Source organism: Thermogemmata fonticola (genome assembly GCF_013694095.1).
Lineage (GTDB): Bacteria > Planctomycetota > Planctomycetia > Gemmatales > Gemmataceae > Thermogemmata > Thermogemmata fonticola.
On the sequence record NZ_JACEFB010000001.1, the window covers coordinates 194,167 to 217,364 of the forward strand.

Annotated in this window: 15 protein-coding genes and 1 tRNA gene; 9 read left to right on the plus strand and 7 right to left on the minus strand. The window is 61.8% G+C overall.

Annotated features, from left to right (window positions below; genetic code table 11):
• Positions 1 to 12 precede the first annotated feature (12 nt).
• Together cas8g1 and cas3g are read right to left on the minus strand one after the other, a co-directional pair.
• Positions 13 to 2,118 (minus strand): type I-G CRISPR-associated protein Cas8g1/Csx17, encoded by a 2,106-nt coding sequence (cas8g1, locus tag H0921_RS00755; protein WP_194536119.1) that lies wholly within the window; start codon positions 2,116 to 2,118, stop codon positions 13 to 15.
• Positions 2,115 to 4,865 (minus strand): type I-G CRISPR-associated helicase/endonuclease Cas3g, encoded by a 2,751-nt coding sequence (gene cas3g, locus H0921_RS00760; protein ID WP_194536120.1) that lies wholly within the window; start codon positions 4,863 to 4,865, stop codon positions 2,115 to 2,117. Before cas3g ends, cas8g1 begins: the two co-directional genes overlap by 4 nt.
• 505 nt (positions 4,866 to 5,370) lie before the next feature.
• On the opposite strand from cas3g, the gene H0921_RS00765 reads away from it, so the two are divergent.
• Positions 5,371 to 6,051 (plus strand): hypothetical protein, encoded by a 681-nt coding sequence (locus tag H0921_RS00765; RefSeq protein ID WP_194536121.1) that lies wholly within the window; start codon positions 5,371 to 5,373, stop codon positions 6,049 to 6,051.
• Between the two features lie 38 nt (positions 6,052 to 6,089).
• Here the strand turns inward: H0921_RS00765 and H0921_RS00770 are convergent, their stop codons facing one another.
• Entirely contained in the window at positions 6,090 to 6,704 is a 615-nt protein-coding gene (locus H0921_RS00770; protein WP_194536122.1) for a recombinase family protein, read from the minus strand.
• A 157-nt stretch (positions 6,705 to 6,861) separates the two neighbouring features.
• Between H0921_RS00770 and H0921_RS00775 the strand changes: the two genes are divergently transcribed.
• A complete protein-coding gene (locus tag H0921_RS00775) occupies positions 6,862 to 7,716 on the plus strand; it encodes a hypothetical protein (protein ID WP_194536123.1) in 855 nt (284 codons plus the stop codon).
• 354 nt (positions 7,717 to 8,070) lie between these two features.
• Here H0921_RS00775 and H0921_RS00780 read toward each other — a convergent pair whose 3' ends face one another.
• Entirely contained in the window at positions 8,071 to 9,462 is a 1,392-nt protein-coding gene (locus H0921_RS00780) for an AAA family ATPase (protein ID WP_315851838.1), read from the minus strand.
• Between the two features lie 437 nt (positions 9,463 to 9,899).
• Positions 9,900 to 9,986: transfer RNA gene (locus H0921_RS00785), tRNA-Ser, on the minus strand.
• Positions 9,987 to 10,393: 407 nt separating this feature from the next.
• On the opposite strand from H0921_RS00785, the gene H0921_RS00790 reads away from it, so the two are divergent.
• A complete protein-coding gene (locus H0921_RS00790) occupies positions 10,394 to 14,095 on the plus strand; it encodes a PVC-type heme-binding CxxCH protein (protein WP_194536125.1) in 3,702 nt (1,233 codons plus the stop codon).
• A 173-nt stretch (positions 14,096 to 14,268) separates the two neighbouring features.
• On the opposite strand, the gene H0921_RS00795 is transcribed toward H0921_RS00790, so the two are convergent.
• Positions 14,269 to 14,709, minus strand: a complete 441-nt coding sequence (locus tag H0921_RS00795; RefSeq protein WP_194536126.1) for a hypothetical protein — start codon at positions 14,707 to 14,709, stop codon at positions 14,269 to 14,271.
• 211 nt (positions 14,710 to 14,920) lie between these two features.
• Between H0921_RS00795 and H0921_RS00800 the strand changes: the two genes are divergently transcribed.
• From H0921_RS00800 to H0921_RS00825, 6 genes are all read left to right on the plus strand, one after another.
• On the plus strand, positions 14,921 to 15,298 hold the full coding sequence (locus H0921_RS00800) for a type I restriction-modification system subunit M N-terminal domain-containing protein (protein WP_194536127.1): 378 nt from the start codon (positions 14,921 to 14,923) through the stop codon (positions 15,296 to 15,298).
• A gap of 122 nt (positions 15,299 to 15,420) precedes the next feature.
• Positions 15,421 to 17,028 (plus strand): type I restriction-modification system subunit M, encoded by a 1,608-nt coding sequence (locus tag H0921_RS00805; protein ID WP_194536128.1) that lies wholly within the window; start codon positions 15,421 to 15,423, stop codon positions 17,026 to 17,028.
• Entirely contained in the window at positions 17,025 to 18,500 is a 1,476-nt protein-coding gene (locus H0921_RS00810) for a restriction endonuclease subunit S (protein ID WP_194536129.1), read from the plus strand. The genes H0921_RS00805 and H0921_RS00810 overlap by 4 nt, the downstream gene beginning before the upstream one ends.
• On the plus strand, positions 18,487 to 19,134 hold the full coding sequence (locus tag H0921_RS00815; protein ID WP_194536637.1) for a transposase: 648 nt from the start codon (positions 18,487 to 18,489) through the stop codon (positions 19,132 to 19,134). Before H0921_RS00810 ends, H0921_RS00815 begins: the two co-directional genes overlap by 14 nt.
• A complete protein-coding gene (locus tag H0921_RS00820) occupies positions 19,131 to 22,028 on the plus strand; it encodes a type I restriction endonuclease subunit R (protein WP_194536130.1) in 2,898 nt (965 codons plus the stop codon). Before H0921_RS00815 ends, H0921_RS00820 begins: the two co-directional genes overlap by 4 nt.
• Positions 22,025 to 22,381: a M48 metallopeptidase family protein gene (locus H0921_RS00825; RefSeq protein WP_194536131.1), complete on the plus strand. Its 357-nt coding sequence runs from the start codon at positions 22,025 to 22,027 to the stop codon at positions 22,379 to 22,381. Before H0921_RS00820 ends, H0921_RS00825 begins: the two co-directional genes overlap by 4 nt.
• Positions 22,382 to 22,442: 61 nt before the next feature.
• Here the strand turns inward: H0921_RS00825 and H0921_RS17715 are convergent, their stop codons facing one another.
• Positions 22,443 to 23,117: a hypothetical protein gene (locus H0921_RS17715; RefSeq protein WP_228498879.1), complete on the minus strand. Its 675-nt coding sequence runs from the start codon at positions 23,115 to 23,117 to the stop codon at positions 22,443 to 22,445.
• Positions 23,118 to 23,198 lie beyond the last annotated feature (81 nt).

Here is a 23,198-nt window from a genome sequence, read left to right on the forward strand (position 1 = left end):
GCGGAATGCTCCTTATTTCAGGTTCACTTTTTCGGGTACGAGCCAGCGGCTCAGGCCCCGTCGAATGTCGTGGTTTCTGAGGGGGACAAGGAGGGTGGCCGCCAGTCTCGCTGGAAGATCGTCATCGAACGAACGACCGATCGATACATTCACAACGGAACGGCCCGCAGCTTGGTAGTAGTCCTTGGCGGCCTGGATCGCCTCGTCCAGATACCCAAACTGGATCAAGTTGAGAATGCGTCGGGCCAGGGCCGCCTTCGGCTCTTTCGGGAGCCAGTCGAAGAGACAGGACGGGTTTTCATGGAAGATGGGCCGCAACAAGCCCAGAAGGAGCAACTCGCCTGCGAAGGGGAGACGGTCGCGACGGACCTTGGGCCTCGCGGCCTTCCAGTCAATCAGGCTGAAGGCAAGGACCCACTCGGCTGCCTGGTCGAGGTTCAGGTCGTCGCCGCTCAGCAGCCGTGCGACCGTCTCCAAAGGTGCTAGGCATGTTCCGCCCAGGGCCAGGGGTTTACCCGGTTCCGTGTCGAGCAGACGGCGGGACAGAACCTGACCGAACACGCGGAGCGGTTCCGCATCGTTCCACACCACTCGCGGTGGCCGATCCCCTGCTACGAAGGTTGGGTTTCCCCGGCGGTCCAGTTCAACGCCGAAGAGATTCGATAGGAGCGGGTAGGCCGTGCCCGCCCCGATGGACGCGATTGCCCGAGCCAGCAAGACCTCCTCGGGGCAGGGAAGATGCTCGGGCCAGGCTCGGGTGAACCAGTCCGGGTGAAGCCACGGCAACGGGGGGACCTTTTCGCGGAACGATTTGTTCCGGTCGATCCGGGCTTGCTGCCGGCTCAGGAGCAGCAACAGGTGTTGCCACCGCTCCGCTTCGTCCGGACGTTCGCTGACCCGAATGATGGCCGCCTCAACCGGCCCGCGAAGACCGCGAAAGCGTCCCCGTTGCTTGGAGTCTCGCGGTTCATACGGAAGGCGGTTCAGCCAGGGAATGAGCGAGGAGAGGAGCGTGGAGGCCGAGAGCCGATCCACGTAGTCTGCTTTATCGGGCCGCGAAACGGTGATGTGTTCCAGCGGGACCGCCTCGTAGACCTTGGCACTGGTCGTCTGCCGCAGGTCGAACCGGACGAACTCAGCGACACCGGCATCGGTCCCAGCAGCCAAGGCCGCGATCGCGAACTCGTGGGGAGCGTGGGCCGACCGATTCCCGAGCCGAGCCAGGCCACGCTTCAAAAGATGACGGACCTCCGTGATTGTCGCCGGACAATCCCAGAGTGGTGCCCAGAACTCCCCCTCTTTCGACATCCCGACTTCGCCGGGAGTCGTCGGCTGGGCCGGGTCACACACGAACGGGAAGACCGCGTATGGCCTTGCCCGGATGCTGAGCCGGCGGTTGACATCCCCTACGAGAAGAAGTGCCCCCTCGGCAGCGAGCAGGAACAGCCAGGGGGACAGCCTACCCTCTCGGAACCAGTCCTGTCCCGTGTTGAAAGACTTGTTGGCGAACACAAACCAGGTGCCGGCGGCAGACACGCTGGGCAGTTCAGCAGTGTCGTCCCCCGTAAGTGCGGCGTCCAGCCACGCCTCCGTGTTCAAGCGGGCCTTACTCTTTTTCGCCGAGGAAGCGGTTCGTGCCCCGCAAGTACCAGTCGTTCCCTTTGCTGGCTTGGTAGTCGGGCGAGCTTTCTTCAAGCACTCGCTCCACACGTCTGCGAAGTCACGCTGTCCCAGGGTTCCGCCTTTACCAAACACGGGGTTGAACTGGTTGCGGCTCAGTCCGACAAGATGGCACTCCAGCACCTGCACTTCCTGGACGGAGCGGCTGTTGCGTAGCCGCCAGACCTCCGATGAAGACTTGGCCTTGGTGTCGGCCTTCTGGGCGTCTCCCCACCATCGCTCGTAGCGGGTCGGCTGCCATGTATCAAGCAGGTAGCCCTTTATCTGCTCTTCAGTCAGCGATGCGTGCAAGAGCAGGAACCGTCGGTTACGCCAGCACCCCCGCACATCCGGCCAGTGCTGACCGACAGCAGCGAGCAAGCCGACTGCAGCGAAGTAGTGGCCCAGAGTGTCCGGGTGTAGGCCATCGAACCGGAGGACGCGAAGATCGGCTGTCATCGGTTCCTCCCCTTCCCCGGACGAGCACTTGCTCGGGCGTCCGCCACACGAAATAGCATCTCCAGAAAAGCCAGTTTGAATGGGCCAAGGGCGTCCGGCTGTTCCTGGTCGGCCCCGTCGCCAGCCGCCTCGTGCTCCTTGGGTAAGGTCCCGAGTAGGTCCTCCACAAGCGATACCCAGGACGTACTCGCGAGCCTGAACCTGCCGCCCTCGTCGTCCCACTGCCCGCTCGCACCGAACCGCCTCGGTTCCGTCGGGATCGGTGTGCTAGCCGGGATGAGTCCATCGACTGGAGAAAGTTCCTCTCCTTCGCGGATGCCGAACACCGCGTCGGTTCCCCGGATCGAGCGGAGTACAGTTCGGACCTTGCCGTGGTGACAGGCGACCAGGTAGACGGCGAGGCCACTCAACGACGGGGCCGTTCCTTCCCGCCAGGCTTTCCAGGCAACGAGGGCACTCGCTGCCTCATGACGAAATCGCGGCTGGAAGGGAGTGTAGAGGCTCTTGCGGAGTCCCTTTTTCCGCTCGGCGGGCAGGTCTGGTTGTCCCAACAGCCACTTGATGTCAGGAAACTTCGCCCAGCAGTCGTCACCCGGCACGGCCAGCAGTGCGGCGAATTGGTCAAGTAATCCCTGTACCTGCGGGTCGCTTTCCTTTTGCCGGCATTCTGCGACCTTCGGTCGGAGGCTCGCCAGGAACTGGTCGATAGCGTTCTTCCAGCGGACAGAGGCTTTTCCCACGTCATGCCAGGGAGCGGCCTTGGACAACGCCATTCCCTCGGGCCTGTCACTCAACTCGAACGCCTCAACCAGTTCATTCGTCTCCGCCATCACGTCGGCGGTGTGATCGGCGAGGGACAGCCAGCCATGGCTCTCGCTGGTTCCGTCCGCCGTCAGCTTGTCGGGAACGGAGACCGTTGCCGGTTGATGCACGGTCGGAACGTCCGCCGGGTTTCCGGTCCAGCCGAGGTCCGGGTCGTAGCCGCCTTGCTTCTGCCAGAGCCGGAGCGTCATCCCCGGTCGGACTTCAGAGGCCCATCGGGTGATCCACTGGCCCGATTCGGCATCCCACTCGCGGGCGGTCCCTTTCGCCCCCAAGAACTGCTGGAGCGAGTAGAAGGGCACGGGGCAGAGTTCGTCCGCCATTGGTGCCGGCTCGCTGCGTTCCGGCGTCCGTGCGTCCCGCCAGAAAACGTAGGCGTCCACGTTCCGGTCCTGGTCGCGGACGAAACGAGAAACGTCAGTGAAGCCACCGGCCAAATCCGGCTCGGTCGCGAACAGGTCGAGGAAGTCGTGAGGCCGAATGACCGCTTCGTACTCCACTTCGAGGCCCTGGCGGCTTTCCTCCGTCTTGAGTACAGCGTCAAGGGCTTCGCGGTAGGGACGGCGTTCGCCGTCTTGCTCCATCAGTTGTCGTACCGACTCCAACAGTTTCCGGGCCGCCTCCAGGTCTCGCCTGAAGTACGGGCCGATCCGTTCGCGTTTCTTCTTGCTCTCGTTGGGTGCTCCCTTGTCGTTCTCGTCGGTGCTGCCGGGCATCCAGAACGTCGCCGCAGCACCGTCCTGTCTCCCCTCCCTGTTCAGCCGGCCCAGGCGTTGCACGTCCGACGGCCAGGGTGCGATCTCGCTCCAGAGTCGGACGCCGGAAATATCGATGCCAGCCTCGATGACCTGGGTCGAGACGAGGATCAGACCGGGGTGATCGTTGACCGCTCCCGTCTCCTTGCCCTGCCGCTCCACGAACCGCTGCAAACTCGCCATGTGACGCTGCCGATCCGGTGGTCGGAACCGGCTGTGAAGCAGGATCGCCGCTGGCCGAGCATCCCCGTCGCCGTTCGCTCCGGTTGCAATGGCCGCCTGGACCTGCCGAAACCAGTCTTGTGCAACGGGGACCGTATTGAGGATAAGAAGGGAAATCCGGCCTGGTTGGTGCCGGTCAAGGACACCTGACCCGTCTCTCTTGCGGAGCGGTGGGGGGTCTTTCCGCACTTCAATGGTCTTCTCGGCTGCGAGCCTCTGCCGAACCGCCGGCTCCTGTTTCTCAGGTTCTTCGAGCGAGAACAAGCGTTTCGGATCGATCTTGGCCAGATCAAGGTCCTCGCGGTCCTTCGTCCTTAGCAGCGACTCGCCGAGCGTGGCCGACATCCAGAGGAAGTGGCACGGCAGCAGGGGTCGCCAGAACCTCTTCTGGAAGGCATCGACCTGAACCGTGGTCGCCAAGCCGGAACCCATCAACTGGACTTCATCCATGACCCACAGGCAGTCGTTCCCGAGCAGACCGAAGTGCATGGGCCAGCGGTAGCGGCTCATCCCGTAGCCCCGGTTCAGGAGGCGGGAGAGCAGCATGTCCTGGGTGCCGACAATGACCGCGTTTTTCTCGGGGTGCAGGTCCCAATCATCCGCCTGCTCGCCGCCCATCAGCACGTGGACCCGGCAGGGTTCAGCCAACAGGTTCGCCTCAGACAGGTTGTGGGTCCACCGGCTTGCCGCCTCGGCGGTCTGAGTCACAAGAGTCCGCATCGGCAGACAGTAGACGAGCCGCCGAGGAACCGGCGAGGAGGGATGACCGCTTGTCCGCCGCCACAGCCAAGCGAGGATCACGGCGGCGGTCTTCCCAAGGCCAGTGGGCACGTCGAGGACTTCGGGAAGCGGATCAGCAGCCGCAAGGCGGGATTGGTACTTGTACGGACTCACCCCGGTGGCCGTGAGAAAGAAGGCTTCAAAAGTGGTCGGCGTTATCGCGGACACAGACGGCTCCGTGGGCTGCATCTCCTCGTTCCTGCCCGGCAGACGATTCAAACATTTGTGTTAATAAAGCCGCCTCCGGCTCGTTTTGCAATGTCCGCAGATCGAAAACCTGTCTCGGGTTGAGGAGCATTCCCAAAGGACCGTCTGGGAATCCCCGCGTTTGGGCCGCCGGAATACCGATCCGGCGGCGGCCTCCGCACCCTCTCCCGGCAAACCCCTGAGAATAGCGGCGGGCTGCCACCCCTTGCGGAATAGCCGAGCCGCCAATCGGTCTGCTCGAACCCTAAGTATTGGCGGGGAGGCTGTACGGGTCCCCTAGGCCCCTGGTCGGGTCCCCCGGCTCCGGCACGACATATTCCTCCCCGCATGGGGGCTTCGCCGGCCTGCCGCACTCGGCCCGACAATTACCCAGCCGCAGACGCTTTGTCACACGCCAGGATCACCCCCTCGTTGGGCCGCATCGGCTCCGCAAACGGGCGGGTGCCGTCCTGTGGAGGAGTGACCCATGCGGCGTGTGGAACTGCCCGGAAGAGACGGCGATGGCCCGAAGAGCGTGGTGGTGGTTAGCTACGTCCCGCTGCTCACGGGCGAGCCGGGCCGCGTGCTGTCGGTCGGGGACGAGGAGTTCAACCGGCTGTTGGCCGAGGCCGACCGTCTCCCCAGCGGCCTGGCCGATGCCTGCCTGTGGATGGCCGACAACGGCGGCGTCTTCCCGGTCTTCGTGTTGCCGCAGGCCCACGCCATCGCCGACCACCTGCTGGTCTGGTCCGAGAACCGGCCCGGCGACTGGTTCGCCCTCGGCTTCGCCGAGCGGCGGGGCCGCTACGTCGCCGTCCTATTCCCGAACCTGGTCGGTTCGGTGGAGCGGTTCGAGGCCGCCCATTTCGCAAGGTACGGCGAGCCGTCGAGGGCGGCGAGTTACGAACTGCTGTTCCGGCCTATCGCCTTCGTGTCCGGGGTCCGCCACACCTTCAAGAAGGTCAAGAAGCTGATCGGCAACTTGTCGATGGTCGGCTTCATGGAGCCGAACGACTTCGACCCGTCTTCGCCAGCCGCGTTGAACTTGGACCGCATCCGGCGGGTCGGCCCGTTCAAGGTCTGCTGGAACGCCAGGCCGTTCGGCATGAGCATCGAGGCGGTCGTCAGCCAACTTGTCGCTTCTGCCAGCGACCCCGAGAACAACTGAGGCGGGCTGTCACCCGCCTCGCCCCCACTTACGGCTTCCTACCGGCTCGTTCTCCGATCCGGCGGAACGTATTCTTCCTTCACCCACCTGTTGACCCGCCCGACACCGACGCCCAACTCGCGGGCAATCCGAATCTGGCCCCAGCCCTGGTCCCGCAGCCGGGTGGCCTTGTCGGCGTCGAAGGGCCGCTTCTTGGGGCCGATCTGGCTACCGCGTGCCCGAGCCGCCCGCATCCCGGCCTTCGTCCGCTCACGGATGATCGACAACTCGTAGTCAGCCAGGACGCTGAACAGGCCCGCGACCATCCGGCCCGTGCTGGTGGACAGGTCGATGTTCTCCCGGAATGACACCAGCACTACGTCCCGCTCGACCAGCGTGGAGAGGATCTTTACCAAATGGGGCAGGGAGCGACCGAGCCGGTCGAGGGCATGCACGAACAGCACCTTGACCCGGCCCTTCTGGATCGCGTCCCACAGCCGGTTCCACGCCGGGCGGCTGTCCTTGGCCCCGGACACGCCCACGTCCACGAACTCCTGCACGTCCCGCCAGCCCCGGTTGGCCGCGTACTCCCGCAGGTCGCGGAGTTGCGGATCGACGGTTTGCTCGTCGGTGCTCACACGAGCATAAATGGCGACCTTGTGATTCCCGGCCATTGCCGGCCTCCCTTTGCTGAGGAAAATGTCCGGAAGGATTTGGCAGCCCGACGCATTCCGTGAACGGGGTGGGATGTGAGCCGGTCACAATCCGGTGCCGGGGAAGGGAGAATCGGGAACGAACCGCCAGAGCAACGCTTGCGAAAGGGACCAGAAGGTGGGCCAGTTCTTCCGACCTCCCGGCAACGACCGCATCTGGTTCTACTCCGAGCGGGGCCTCCTGGCGTACCTGTTCCACGCGGTCCTTGAGGGTGACCTGTCGCTCGTTCTCGACAACGCAATGGACGGGACCGGCAGGAAGCTCCGCGAGGTCGTCGGACCAGTCGGTTTGCACCGCGTCCTGACCGAGTTCAGCCTCGGTAACACAGGCTTCGGCAACCCGGACGGAGCGATCCTGACGGCCCTTGGCCAGCCGAACACCTCGTTCGTGTTCGTCGAGGGCAAGCCGGTCAAGTTCTGGAAGTCGTTCCGAAAGCCAGAGCCGTCGGACAGCATCCAGGCGAAGCTCGCCGAGGCAGACGGCAGGAGACTGGTCCGCCGCCTGGTCCGCGACTACAACTCGAAACTCAACGGCCAGCTTGAACTTCGCTGGCGGTTCGTCAATGCCCTACGAGCCTCCGCCGGCCAGGGCGAGATCAACGAACGGCACGTCACGTTGCGACCGGAGGTTCTCGCCAACGACGTGTTCTACTGGCGGCACCACTTCCAGCCCGACCCCGGCAAGCGGGAGCAGTGGCGGCGGGTCAGCCTGGCCGAAGACTTGGCTGGACTGCGGCAGTCGCTGGGTGCGGTGCGGGAGTTCTACCTGCTGGCGATCACCACCGACTCGACGTTCCCCCAGCAGGAAATGAGCCAGGTCCGGCTCTTCGACGGGACGGGTCAGCCGCTCGCCGATGCGGGCAACCGCCTCTTCTGGATGTCCCTCGACCGGGTGAAGGAGCGACTGGAGCGGTGTGGCAGCGACGGCTGCTGGTTGCGGCTCGTCAACAGCCAGTGGTCGAAGGTGCCCTAAGGCCGGCGGATGTCACTACCGCCGGGGCTTTCCGTTCGCTTCCTTTGGCCTGGAAGCGGCAAGACGGCCCGCTGGCCTTCGCGGCGGCTCGCGTGGCCGAGGAGGGCTAAGGAAAGTCCAGGACGGTCGGCGGTTGTAGCAGGCGGGCAAGAGCGGGGTCGAGGCGGGGCAGTCTGGTCGTCGCGAGGCAAACAGGCCGTCAACGAGTGACTACAGGTCTGGTCGCACCGGGCCTGGCCGAGCAGCGAAACTGCTCGGCCAGACCCACGTCGGGCAGACCTGCACTCGCTCTCAGCGAGTGCTTGCCACGTCCCAGAAGATGATCGGCATGGACCTGGGCACTATTGCGGTCGATCAATCGGGCTTGCAGGTCAGCCGGGCGTACTCGTCATCGGCCCATGTCAGCCCGAACTCCTTCATCATCGACCGGAACCTCTCCCAGAGGGCCGGGTCGTCAAGCTCGAAGGTCACGGCCTCCTGGCCGTCCGCTGCCTCGATCCAGCCCCGCCGCTCGTCGGTGTTCACATCGAGTTGCAGAATCGGGCGGTCATCCAGATGAATCCGCACCACCCGCACCTGGTTGTTGTCCACAACGACGCGGGGGTGCTGGCCGGTGCTGCCGACGACCGCTGCCCGCATTAACTCACCCACGGCCAGGGCCGTCGCCGTGCAGAAGCCAAGGCGGGGACGGGGGAGTGCCCAGAAGGTCCGGGTGGTTTTCCCGTCGCCCTCCTTCCAGTCAACGACACCTATCCTCCGCTTGGCCCGCTCGACGGTCTTCCGGGCGAGGGAGTTCTCCTGGGCGAGCCGGAAGACCTCGTTGGACATCATCGGCCCGTTGCCCAGGAGCCGGTAAATGAAGTCCTCCGCTTCCTGCATCTTGGACTTCTTGGCCGACCCCAGACTGAAGCCGACCGGCGGCTTGTACACCGACCACTCGACCGTGATGATGCCCGCGTCGTCCCTCACGGTGCGGTAGCAGACCGGGGAACCACGGGAGAGGTTGCCTTTGAAGTTGACCAGCCGGTGCGTGAAGGGCCTCTTCTGCGGGTCATCCTCGACACGCAGACCTGACCGGGCTGCCCCGATGATGCCGATGCTGCCGGCCCCCTGGTACTCGGAACGCCCGCCGGCCTTCCGCTGATGGCGGACAAGGACGACGGCCAGCCGCCACTTCTTCGCCATCTCCTGGAGCGGCCCGAGAACCTTGCGGGCGGACTGGTCGTTGTTCAGGCTCGTGCCGAAGAAGGCGGTGATGGGGTCGATGACCAGCAGCCGAGCGGACATTCTCTTGACCGCCGACTCCACTTCCCGCAGGTCGTCCGGCAGGATCAGGGATTCGATGAAGGCGATTCGGTCGAGATCCGCCCCGACGGCCTGGAGGCTAGGGACGACTTTGCTCTCCGTGTCGTCCTCGCCCTGGACAATGACTACTCCCGCCGGCTCGACGGCGGAATCCCGGAAGGGGATCGACAGCCCTGCCGAAACGCAGGCGGCGATATCGTAGGTAACGGTGCTCTTTCCGTGGCCGGGGTCGCCCTCCAGCACAGTGAGCGACCCGACTGGGATGTGGTCGGACCACAGCCATTCGACTGCGGCGGTCTTGATCTCGGAAGCCTTCTTGAAACCCGGCTTAGTGGATTGGCCGAGTTGACGAACTCGGCCAACTTGGTCAAGTCGGTCAACGTGGGCAGGGGGTCGATCCCCTGGTTGGGAGGTGCGTGGAGACATGCTCTTTCCTCGCATCGAGTACGCACCGACAGCCGGACCGTCAGTGCGGAACTCATCGCGAGGAAAGGCGACCCCGAAGCTCGTGGTCAAGTCCTTCGCGAACACCGGCGAGACGACGACAGACCCGTCCGGTGCTTCCGGCTACCACCATTCTAGCCGGGGCACATAAAAAGTACACGGGCCACGGAAGAGCAGTCCGGGGGTGCTGGTCAGACGAATCCGGGGGTGCTGGTCAGACAAATCGGGCCACCCCTCGGATACGCCGCCGGATACGCCGTCCCCGACCGCCAACGCCTGGCAAAGGCGACCAGGGACGACTACGCGAACATGCTCAATCGGGCGACTGGAGGGGACGAGCGGGGAGGGGCCAGATCTTCTGAAAACCAAAAGGCCGAACCCCTGGGAATACCGCTCGCGACGGGCTTCCCAGGGCGTTCGGCCATTCCAGCAAGCGGAGGGAGTGGGATTCGAACCCACGGTCGGGTCGCCCCGACGGTGCTTTTCAAGAGCACTGCCTTAAACCACTCGGCCATCCCTCCACGGACCCCCGGAGGGGGTTTCAAGACCGGTGCAATCAACCGCTCTGCCACCCTTCCTACTCGTACATGCTAAATTATATCGTATGAGTAACCCCGGAGTGAAAACAATCACGCGAGCTGCCGATACATGGTACCCGGTAGCTTCCTTGAGTTTTAGGGTACGATACCATTGACCCTCCAGCCGCGGAATATCAGATTCATCCACGAAACGAATCCGCTGCACGGGATGAATCCCAAAAAAACAAGATTGAGTGAACAGAATACTAACGAAACAGTCATACTGGGTGGTGTTCTGCGACGAGACAGAGACTCGGCTATAAATTCTGGGCTGGAGACGGAATAGACCATAGAGTTCGCTGTCGTCTTCGACCTGGACTGCTTTCCCGCCTTCGAGGAGAAGTTTTCCGATGCGACTTGCACTTCCTGGGATTGCCATCGTGTTCCTGTTGGCGTGGTGGGGATGGAGCATGCCGACCTTGGCGCAAGTGCCTTCAAGCGCTTCACCCCTGCCAGAAGACTTTGCCCAGCCGCAATCTCCGCCGCGGCCCGCCCCTTTCCCCGTCCGCCTGGTAGACCAGGGACAATGGGATCCGCGCTTGAAAGGCTACTACCTGCCGGAAGGATTCCAACTGGAAATCGTCATCAGCGAGCCGGAGGTGATCAATCCCGTGGGCATGACCTTCGCTCCTGATGGCACGCTGTTTGTCCTCGAATGGCGGCCCGATCCCGTCACGGGGGACCGCTGGTATGAAGTGAAGGAAACGTTCCGCTATCGTGACGGTAGCACGCGCCAGGTCGCCACCATGAAGAAGTTCACCTTCGACCTGGTCAAGCAGTTCACCTACAATCCAGCCACGGGGAAGTTCCATCCTCCCAAGGTGATCATCGCCGAAGAGCTGCCGTCGTCGATCCTGTACCATGATGGCTGGCTGTACGTGACCGGGCGAGGTACAGTCCGGCGTTGGCGGCAGGGAGTCCAGGTCGGGATCGGCGGCCCCGGTACGGAACGTCCCGTCAACCCTAACGATCCCTGGAGCGTGCGGGAAATTATCGCTCAGGGTTTTTGCGGCTTCCACCATCATCAGGTCTCTGGGCTGACCATCGGAAATGATGGGCTACTCTACATCACCAGTGGCGATGATGACAACTATGTGGAAGGGTCGGATGGAAGCCGGGCGACAGTGCTCCGGACGGGAGCGGTCTTTCGTTGCCGCCTGGACGGTTCCCAAATGGAAGTGTATTCCATCGGCTACCGCAATCCTTATCGCGATCTGGCCCATGATGACAAATTCAATTGGTTCCACGTGGATAACGACAATGAAGACGGCAGCAAGTTCATGGGCTGCCGCATTCTGCATGTCGCAGAAGGAACCGATTTCGGCTGGCGGCTGCTCCTGGGAGCGCGATGCTGCCGCCCGGATCATACCCGCGGGGCCATTGCCGGGGAGTTGCCGGGAAAAGTCCCACCGATGCTCAAGACCGGTCGCGGTTCTCCCGCCGGTTTGATGATCTACCATGATACCCGAATCCCGCCCCAATATCGCGGCTTGCTCTACTATCCGGATGTTTTCCGGAAATTGGTGCGAGCTTACAAGGTGGCTCCGGAGGGAGCGACATTCAAAATCACTCATGAGATGGAATTTTTCAAAAGTGATGACCCACTCTTCCGTCCCTGTCAGATGATCATTGGCCCGGATGGGGCCATCTACGTGTGCGATTGGCGCACGGATTCGGGAGGGGCCGGGAAGCTCTCCGGCGATGGGCAACACGGCCGTATCTACCGCATCACTTGGCAGGGCACAGCCGAGCAAGCGGCACTTCCCCGCCGCGGCATGGACTCCTGGTGGAAGATTCGGCAATTGCCTCTGCCTCAACTGATCGAAGCTCTGGGTCGGCCCGACCTGACCGACCGCGTGGAAGCCCGCAAGGAATTGGTCCGCCGGGGTGCCGAGGCGCGGGATCAGGTGCTGGTGTACCTGCAACGGGGTGGCTTCCGGGATCAGGATGAAGCCCGATTGCCGGCCTTGGGGGTGCTCATGGCGGGATGGAATGCCGCTGTGCAGAACTATTTTCTCCACTGCCTCCAGGACCCATCGCCGGATGTTCGCCGGTGTGTCGTCGAGGGTTTGGCTCTTTACGCTGATCGCTCCGACCCGCGCTTGCTCGAAGAATTGCTCAAGAAACTCGGCGATCCGGAGCCGGCCGTGCGGCGTGCCGTGGCCCTGGCCCTGGGGCGCATCGGCGGACCTCCCGTCGCTCAAGCCTTGGTCAACAATTACCTAGCGGACCTCAAGGGGGACCCCTTCCTTAAGGATGGCTACCTCCGCGCCTTAGAGCGGCTAGGTAAGCCGGGAATCGAAGCCATACTCGCCCTGGCTGCCAGCGGGGACCGAGAGCGGAACATCGCCGTGGAGATGTACCAGGCTCTGCGCAGCCGAGAGGCGGCGGAACTGCTCCCCCAATTGCTCGAACGCCCCGATCTGTCGGTGGCCCAACGGGCGGCCTTAGTTCGCTCCTTCGGGAATTACCTCTTCGATCCGCCGTTGTCTTTACGCCCCCTCACCGAGTATCTCCAGCGTCGGCCGGGGGAACATCTCGACGTCGTGCGAGCGGCTATCGAAGTGTTCGCTGCCAGTGGTGAGGAAAACTCCCAGCAAGCGGTGCAACTGGTGGAGCGGCTCCTGCGAGACCCACGGGCCGAAGCCCGTCGTGTCGGTATCACCGCGGCAGAAGACTTGCGCTTGCGCCCCGTCGTGCCCCTGTTGATCGAATTGGTGACTCATGACCGCCACTCGGAAGCGGATCGCCTCGCTGCGGTCCGTGCCCTGCGGATGATCAACGACCCCCGTGCCGCCCCAGTGCTGCGGGACATCGTTCAGGGCGGGTATCCCGCGGTCGTCAAAGTCGAAGCCCTCCAGGCCCTGAGACTGATGAGGCCCGCGGAAGCCCAGGCGATCGCCCAACGCTTGCTCGATGAAGCCGACCCCCAACTGCTCGCCGAAGCAATCGCCATTCTGACCCCCACTAAAGCGGGTGCCCGGCTTGTGGCGGAGCGCTACCTCGCCCGGAAGATTCCGCAAGACTACTATCCGCAAATCACCGAAGCGCTCCAGAAATTCGCTGATGACCCTGCCTTAGCGAAGTTGCGCGCTGAGGTCCTGCGCGGCGGGCTGCTCTTGTCCTTGGAACCCGGCCAAATCGAAAAGATCCGCCGCCTCGTGGAGGAAAAAGGCAATCCCAAACGGGGGCGGGAGATTTACCTGAACGCCCGTTTGGTCGCTTGCGTCAGTTGCCATCGCTTGGAGGGAGTCGGCGGCGCAGTCGGACCAGACTTAACCCGCATTTGGGACACGATGTCTTTGGACAAAATCTTGGAGTCCATCCTCGATCCGAGCCGCGAGATTAAGGAAGGCTTCCAAACTTACCGCCTGACCACCACGGAAGAGCAGGTCTTCACGGGCTTGAAAGTCCTGGAAAACGGCCGGGAAGTGGTGCTCCGGGAGTCCACCGGGCGCGACATCCGCATTTCCCGCGAACAGATCGAATCCCTGACGCCCTTGAAAGTCTCCCTCATGCCGGACAACGCCGTTGCCTTGCTGAGCCTGGATCAATTTATCGACCTGCTCGCTTTCCTCAAGAACCGCCAGGAGCAGGAGGCCTTGCGAGGGATGGTCGTGGAAGTACAAGCCAGTCCGGCGATGCGGCCGTCTCCGAATAATGGACCTCCTGCCATCGCTGATTCCTCCTGGCGCCTGATTGCTGCGGAAGCCAACGGGGATCTGGCCTTAGATTCCCTGCTCCCAGAACCCCGGAGTGTGGCCTACCTGCGCGTGTATGTCCACAGTCCCAAGGATCAAACCGTGCAACTCATTGCCCAAGGGACTGGTTTGACCCGCCTCTGGCTGGAGCAAAAGATCATGGGGCGGGAAGTGGCGGGCCAGCCGCTCCAGCAGCCGCTCCCCCTCAAAGCCGGTTGGAATGGGTTGATCCTGGAGGTACGGCGGGATCAACAGCCGCCGCGCCTCACCTTGCAGGTGCAGGGGGAAAACCTCCGCGTGGCCTCCCGTCCTCTCGATCTGCCGGCTAACCCGAATCCTTCCGGTCGCTAATCCCTCGGATTCCCACCGGTTGATTAGGAGCGGGACAAGGGAATCGGGTGGATTCCTCTCATTCCGATGGGTTTCCGATCGGTTCCAACTGTAAAAATAAAGCAGGGAGGTCCCCTGCCTTCCTGGACAGCTTCGCTCCAGTGTGCTTCGGCAACCGTCCCGCTTTATCTCTGTCACTGGCAGATTTCCCGCAAAAGAGCGGCCAGCCCTTGATGGCCATTCACGTAAGTCGCCCCGACAAACCGAGCAAATCGCGCCGCCGCGGGATCAACCCCCGTTCCGACCAGCAGGATACGGATTTTGGGCCGGGCTTGTTTCACTTTCGCCGCGATCAAGAAGCCGCTCTCGTCCCGCGTGTGCAAAGGCAGGATCACGACCTGCGGCCGGCGGGAAAGAATCGCGCAAGCCAGTTCGCTGGAACCGGTCAAGCGGAACACCTCCCAACCAGCTTGGCGGCACAACGCTGCCAGTTCCCCACTCCACGGCATGGAGCCGACAATAACGAGCCGCTGCTTCTGCGGTTCCACAATCCATCCCGTGGTGTAGGACTCGATTTTCCGGCCTTCGCGTGTGGCACACACCGCTTCATCTCCTTTCGGGTTGGTTCCCGGCACGGAAACTTCCCTCAGAGGGTATTTCGTTGCTCCGGCAGGAACCTTTCGCCCTCCGTGGATTCTGACTCTGAGGCCTTAGACCTAACTTTTGGCATCTCGTGAGTTAGGCCCAAGGAGTACGGTCATCCAAGCCGAACGGCCGGCAGCATCCACATCCGATCCAGCCGAACGGCTCTTGGTGCTTATTCCTCTTTACCCAGGACAGATTTTGTTGCTCCTTGTCACCGGCCATTGCGAAACCTACACCGATGTTCGAGAAGGAGGAGGAAAGGGGGTTGGGACCCGCCCTCTCCCCCTGCGGGACGCATCGGGACAGGAGAAGATAAGAATCCGCCGGAGCAACGTCGAGGGGCCGGGAACGAGACCACGGGGAAACCAGTACGAGACCGCCGATGCCCTCCGCGCCAACATGGACGCGGCCGAGTACAAGCACGTCGTCCTCGGCCTGATTTTCCTCAAGTACATCTCCGATGCCTTTCGAGGAGCAGTACCCCAGCCCAGGCTCCAGGCCAAACGCTCGCAGGGGGCCGACCCGGAAGACCCGGTTGAGTACCAGGCTCTCGATGTTTTATATGGGTACCGCGGATAATCGCTCTCGAACCCCTGCAATCGGGCGAAAGAGCTGATGATCGGCAAGATCGTGGACGATGCTGTGCTGGTCATCGAACAGGAAAAGCCGTTGGTGATCAGTCTGCTGGAAGGGATTTGAACATGACGCTCGACTTATCAACGCTCGAAACCTGGCTGTGGGAAGCGGCCTGCGTCATTCGTGGGCCGGTGGATGCGCCCAAGTTTAAGGACTACATCCTGCCGCTGGTCTTCCTCAAGCGGCTTTCAGACGTCTTCGCGGATGAGATCAACCGCCTAGCATCCGACTACGGCGATCATCAAATCGTTAAGAGAATCATAGAGGATGAGCGAGAGCGCGGGATCATTGCCGATGGACGTGGCTCGGTGCGTTTCTACATCCCTGCCAACGCCCGCTGGGAGACGATCCGCAAACGCGGCTGGGCAGGCCTGGGCCAGTTCCTCACTGACGCCGTGCGCGCCGTAGCGCGGGAAAATCCGCGCCTGGCCGGGGTGATCGACGGGGTGGATTTCAATGCCACCACTGCCGGGCAACGCATCATCTCCGATGACTATCTCGCCGCGCTGGTGGAGATCCTTTCACGCTACCGGCTGGGGCTGGACGACGCCGAGCCGGACGTCCTGGGGCGGGCCTACGAGTACCTGCTGCGCAAGTTCGCCGAGGGGCAGGGCCAAAGCGCCGGCGAGTTCTACACCCCGCGCGAGGTGGCCGTGCTGATGGCGCGGCTGCTCGACCCGCAGCCTGACATGACGGTTTACGACCCAACCTGCGGCTCCGGCGGGCTGCTCATCAAGTGCCATCTGCGCCTGCTGGAAACCCACGGCGTCCAGGAGAACGGCCGGCGCAAACTGCCTCCCCGATATGCCCCGCTGCGCCTCTACGGTCAGGAGATCAACCCCTCCACCTTTGCCATGGCGCGCATGAACGCCGTCATCCACGACATGGAGGCCGAGATTCACCTGGGCGACACCATGCGCAACCCGGCCTTCAAAGACACGGCCGGCCGTCTGACGACCTTCGATCTGGTGACCGCCAATCCCATGTGGAATCAAAAGTTCCCCACGGACTTGTACGAAAACGACCCCTTCGAGCGCTTCCGTTATGGTGTGCCGCCTTCGTCCAGCGCGGACTGGGGCTGGTTGCAGCACATGCTCGCCTCGCTGAGCGACACCGGACGCATGGCGGTGGTGCTGGATACCGGCGCGGTCAGTCGCGGCAGCGGCAATCAAGGCTCCAACCGCGAGCGCGACATCCGCCGGGCTTTTGTGGAAGCTGACCTGATCGAGGCGGTGGTGCTGCTGCCGGAAAACCTGTTCTACAACACCACCGCGCCGGGCATCATCTTAGTGATCAACCGCCGCAAGCGCCACCCTGGGGAGATTCTACTTATCAACGCCTCTCAGCTCTTTGCCAAAGGGCGGCCCAAGAATTACCTGACCGAGGAACACATCGAAACCATCGCCGAGATTTACCACACCTGGGGCGATCCCGTAGGGGCGTACGGCAGTACGCCCCTACACGCCATCATCACCACCGAAGAAGCCGCCCGCAACGACTACAACCTCTCGCCCAGCCGCTACGTGGTGCTAAACGATAAGGAAGAGGCGCTGCCGCTGGAGGAAGCGGTGGTGCTGCTCCAGGAAGCCGAAGAGGAGCGCGCCCGGGCCGACGCAAACCTCAAAGCGGTGCTCGCTGCGCTAGGACTAAACGGCACGGAGGTGCAAGGATGAACGAGATGCGGCCCACGCCAGCCGAGGACCTGCCCCCCGGTTACCGCTTGACCGAACTCGGCCCCATCCCGGCGCATTGGCGGGTGGTGAGGTTGGGGGAGGTGGTAAGCAGAGTAGACACAGGTGATTGGGGTAGTGATTCATCAGATAGTGGTTTATTACCAGCCTATGTGTTACGAGGAACGGACTTCTCACGTGTAGCAAGAGGGGATCTTGTCGATGTGCCTATCCGCTATTTAAGACCAACGAGCCTTGATAGACGGAAGTTGTTTGTCGGTGATGTGCTTGTAGAGCTTTCTGGCGGAAGTAAAGATCAGCCCACCGGCAGGTTGCTGCTGGTGACGGCTGCGCTTATCAAAAACTGTAATTTACCTATTGCTTTCAGTAATTTTGTCAAACGGATGCAGTTGAACAAAGCTTGCTATCCAGAGTATTTCTCCCTGTATTGGCAATTACTTTATGAGAAAGGTCAGACACGTATTTATGAGAAACGTACCACTGGTATCCGTAATTTCAAGCTTACGGATTTTCTTAATAACCAAAGCATCCCCCTCCCGCCCCTGGCCGAACAGCGCGCCATTGCCCACGTGCTGCGGACGGTGCAGGAGGCCAAGCAGGCCACGGAGCGCGTCATCGCCGCAGCGCGGGAATTGAAAAAGAGCCTGATGCGACATCTGTTCACCTACGGCCCAGTCCCCGTTGGGGCGATGCCGGTGGGGGAGGCGGTTGGGGCAACGTCCGTAGGGGCGCACGGCCGTGCGCCCCTACAAGATACCCAAATCGGCCCCATCCCGGCGCATTGGCGGGTGGTGCGGTTGGGGGAGGTGGTAAGCAGAGTAGACACAGGTGATTGGGGTAGTGATTCATCAGATAGTGGTTTATTACCAGCCTATGTGTTACGAGGAACGGACTTCTCACGTGTAGCAAGAGGGGATCTTGTCGATGTGCCTATCCGCTATTTAAGACCAACGAGCCTTGATAGACGGAAGTTGTTTGTCGGTGATGTGCTTGTAGAGCTTTCTGGCGGAAGTAAAGATCAGCCCACCGGCAGGTTGCTGCTGGTGACGGCTGCGCTTATCAAAAACTGTAATTTACCTATTGCTTTCAGTAATTTTGTCAAACGGATGCAGTTGAACAAAGCTTGCTATCCAGAGTATTTCTCCCTGTATTGGCAATTACTTTATGAGAAAGGTCAGACACGTATTTATGAGAAACGTACCACTGGTATCCGTAATTTCAAGCTTACGGATTTTCTTAATAACCAAAGCATCCCCCTCCCGCCCCTCGCCGAACAGCAGGAGATCGCCCGCATCCTGCAGGCGGTGGACGAGAAAATCCGTGCCGAAGAGGCGCGCAAGGTGGCGCTGGAGGGGTTGTTCCGGTCGCTGTTGCATCATCTGATGACGGCTCAAGTCCGCCTGCCGCGGGCTTTTGTGCAGCAATTTGCCGGGGGAGATGATGCCGCCGTATGATCCCCAACGCCACCACCGCCGATCCATCCGCCTGAAGGGCTACGATTACACCCAACCGGGGGCGTATTTCGTCACCCTGTGCACGCACGAACGGGCGCATCTATTCGGCCGGGTGGTGGATGGAAAAATGGTATTGAACGACTTCGGGGAAATCGTGCGCGAAGAATGGTTCCGTTCGGCAGACATCCGGGCGGAAATCGAATTGCACCCCGATGAATTCGTCGTTATGCCCAACCACGTCCACGGCATTGTGTGGATTGTGGACAATGCGGTGGCAACCGGTCCAAATGTAGGGGCGACCGGCCGATCGCCCCTACACGAATATCCCCCACGCGGCCCGGCAAAACGTTCATTATCGTCATTCATCGCCGGGTTCAAATCTGCCGTCACCACCCGCATCAACCAAATGCGCGGCACGCCCGGCACGCCCGTCTGGCAACGCAATTATTACGAACACATCATCCGGGACAATGTAGGGGTGACCAGCCGGTCGCCCCTACAGGCCATCCGCCGATACATTCGCGACAACCCCCTGCGCTGGTACCTGGACCGGTACAATCCTGATGCCGCCGGTTCCGACCCCCTGGCCCGCGAAATCTGGCGCATGCTGAACGATCAGGAGGACGCACCATGACCCTCCCCAGTGAACGCCGCACCGTCCAGAACCCCTTTATCCGCTACGCCCAGGAGGCCGGCTGGACCTACCTGCCGCCCGAAGAGGCCCTGCGCCTGCGCGGCGGCGAAGAGAGCGCCGTCCTGCGTGCCGTGCTGGTGGCACAGTTGCAGCGCCTCAACCCCGGCGTGGTGGATTCAGTTGCCAAAGCCGAGGAGGTCATTGCCCGCCTGCTGCGCGTGCGGCCGGATATCGAGGGCAATTTAGAGGCTTGGGAATACCTCAAAGGATTGAAAACCGTCTTCGTGGAAGCTGAACGTCGCGAAAAGAACTTGCGCCTGCTGGATTTGGCGCACCGGGAAAACAACGCTTTCCACGTCACCGATGAATTCATCTTTAGCAACGGCCGCTTCCGCATCCGCGCCGATGTGGTGCTGCTGGTGAACGGCATACCGGTCATCGTCGTGGAGACCAAGGCTGCCAGCCGCCTGGAAGGCATCGCCGAGGCGCTCGATCAGGTTCGCCGCTACCACGCCGAAGCCCCCGAACTGATGGCGCAGGCGCAACTCTTCACGCTCACTCATCTGATTCAGTTCTTCTACGGTCCCACCTGGAATCCCTCACGCAAAGCGCTCTTTAACTGGAAGGACGAACAGGCCGGCGATTTCGAAACCCTGGTTAAGACTTTCCTCGCGCCGCGGCGCGTGCTGCGAGTACTCAGCGATTACATCCTTTTTGTGCGCAAAGATGGCGAATTGAGCAAAGCTGTGCTGCGTCCGCACCAGATGCGCGCTACTGAGAAGGTCCTGGCCCGCTTGCAGGATCCCCAAAAACGCCGTGGCCTGATCTGGCACACCCAAGGCTCCGGCAAGACCTACACCATGATCACCGTGGCCAAGGCGCTTCTGGAAGACTCGCGCTTTCAAAACCCCACGGTGCTCATGATCGTCGATCGCAACGAACTGCAGCAGCAACTCTTCCAAAACCTGCAGGCCACCGGTTTGGGGCATGCGCGGGTAGCCGAAAAAAAAGAGCACCTGCAGCAGCTGCTTCGGCAAGATACGCGCGGGCTGATTGTCTCGATGATCCATAAATTCGACGATGCCGATGCCAATCTGAACACCCGCGCCAACATTTTCGTGCTCATCGACGAAGCCCACCGCTCCACCGGCGGCGATTTGGGCAATTACCTCATGGGCGCGCTGCCCAACGCCACCTTCATCGGCTTCACCGGCACCCCGATTGACAAGACGAGCCACGGCAAGGGCACGTTCAAGGTCTTCGGCGGCGGCGACCCCGGCGGCTATCTGGACAAATACTCCATCCGCGAGTCCATCGAAGACGGCACCACTGTGCCGCTGCACTACCAGATGGCTCCCAACGACCTGATCGTCGACCGCGAGACGATGGAGCGCGAGTTCTGGGCCGCAGCCGAACTCGAGGGCGTGGCCGATGTCGAGGAACTCAACCGCGTGCTCGACCGCGCCGTCACGCTTCGCAACATGCTCAAGAACCCGGAGCGCGTGGCGCGCATCGCCGCCTTCGTGGCCGACCACTTCCGCCGCGTGGTTCAGCCCATGGGCTACAAGGCCTTCCTGGTGGCCGTGGATCGCGAGGCCTGCGGCCTGTACAAAGAGGCGCTCGACCGACACCTGCCGCCTGAATGGAGCCGTGTGGTCATCAGCCGCGGACACAACGACCCGCCTGCGCTCAAACGCTATCACCTAAGCGACGAGGAAGAGGCCGCCGTGCGCAAGGCCTTCCGCAAGGCCGACGAGCCGCCCTACCTCCTCATCGTCACCGAGAAACTGCTCACCGGCTACGACGCGCCCATCCTCTATGCCATGTACCTGGACAAACCCATGCGCGACCACGTGCTGCTCCAGGCCATCGCCCGCGTCAACCGCCCGTATGAGGATGATTCGGGCCGCCGCAAGACCAACGGCCTGATCCTGGACTTCGTGGGCATCTTCGACAACCTGGAACGCGCCCTGGCCTTCGATTCCCAGGACGTGGAGGGGGTGATCGAAGGGCTGGAGGTGCTGCAGGAACACTTTGACCGCCTGATGACCCGAGCGCGCGCCGAGTTCTTGCCCATTGCTCAAGGACCCACCGCCGACAAAGCCGCCGAGTCCGCTCTGCTGCACTTCCGCGACAAAGAAGTACGCGAGGCTTTCTACCGCTTCTTTCGCGAATTGGAAGAGACCTACGAAATTCTCTCTCCCGATCCTTTCCTGCGGCCCTATCTGGAGGACTACCAGCGTCTGGTGGAGTTGTACCGCCTGCTGCGCAGCGCCTACGAGCCAGGCGTGCCAGTGGACAAGTCGTTTCTGCGCAAGACCGCGGAGATCGTCCAGCAGCACACTGCTACCCGGACCTTGCGTGAACCGAGCGCTACTTACGAAATCGGTGCTGCAGCCCTGCTCGCTTTGATTCGCGAGGAGAAGCCAGAGACGGTCAAGGTCTTCAATTTGCTGCGCGAACTCCATCGCTTGATGGAAGAACAAGGCCGCCAACAGCCCTATCTCATCCCTATCGGTGAGCGAGCAGAAGCCATCCGCCAAGCGTTTGAGGCGCGCCAACTCAACAGTCAGCAAGCGCTGGCCGAACTGGAGAACCTGGTTCAGGGCCTGTGGGAAGCTGAGTCCCAGCGCAAGGAGAGCAATCTTTCCGCGCAAGCCTTTGCCGTAGCCTGGTGGGCGCGGGTGCAAAAGAGCATGAGTGCAGAAAAAGCCGAGTGCTTAGCCGCTGCCGTGGAGCAGATCTTCCAGCAATTTCCCCACTGGGCAGCCAGCAGCCACCAGGAACGGGAACTGCGCCAGGCGCTCTACAAGCCCCTGATCGAGGCCGGCGTTCAGGAGATGGTGGCCTGGGCCGACGAGATGCTCACCCTGCTGCGGAGGATTGCCTCATGATGCAACCATCGCCGCTGGCTGAAGCCATCACCCGCGACCTGCTGATTGCTGAAGCATACACGTGGGCGCGGCGCATTGGCGTAGCCGATCGCCTGCAGGAAGTCCACGTGCGGCCGATGCGTCGCAAATGGGCCAGCATCTCCACCCGTGGCAGGCTCACCCTGAGCAGCGATCTATTGAGGCAGCCGGCCGCCTTTCGCCGGGAGGTGTTGGTACACGAACTGGTGCACCTCAAATTGGGTCACGGTTTGCATAACGCGCTTTTCTATGCCTTGGTGCGAGCTTATTGTTCGAGCGAGGGGCAGGACACGAAAGAAAAGCACCCTACCCTTGCGCTGAACCGAAACCATTGAAATCCGGTTCCAGCTCTGATGGGGCTCAACGTTGTTGATGTGTGTCCGTTGGGATTCTGTGTTATTCCACCGTCGTAGCCAAGTTCTCTATCCAGCCTATCAAGCGGGCTTGTTGAGAGAGACGGGTAGGTAGCCCGATCCAGCGCCGGCTTTCCGCCGCCTGGGACTGCTCCGCAACAAGCAACGCCGGTGACTCGCCATCCAGATCACGACGCAACTGTGAAGCCAAGTCTTGCTCATCCAGCAGCGCACGCCAGGCTTCCGGATTAGGACTAAACAGTTTCGCAAGATCGTCCAGTTTTAATTCACTAACGGATGGTTTTTTCGATCCACCCACGAGCAGCTGCTCTAGCAACGCGAGACCCGGGAATGGCTCGCCAGGGGCAAAAGGGACTCCGTCGGAATTTTCGGGAGGAACTGGACGGGACCAAAGGCGAGAGGTAATTTCCCAGACACCAGAACGTAGCGACGCCCAAACTAGGGCAATCACGTCCAGGCGACAGCGGGTGACCAGCACTTCCTCTTTTGCCACTGGAGCGTCTGGCGAAGTGGACGACTTGGTAGTGTTGTTTGCAGGCGGTGGCTGTTCGTCACGTAACGGCAAAATCCGCACCGTGGCGGGGCATCCGCGTTTTAGGCCTTCGACCTCAGACCATGATGCGATCTCTTGATACCGTTCGGCAAGTTCGCCCTGCAACTTGTGGATATCTAGCTCTACAAGATCGCGCAATCGCATACGTGGTAAGATGGGAAGGAGGATTTGACGTTCGGGCCAATAGCATACTAGTCGGCGTGTCCGGCGCCAAATCGGCGGGTC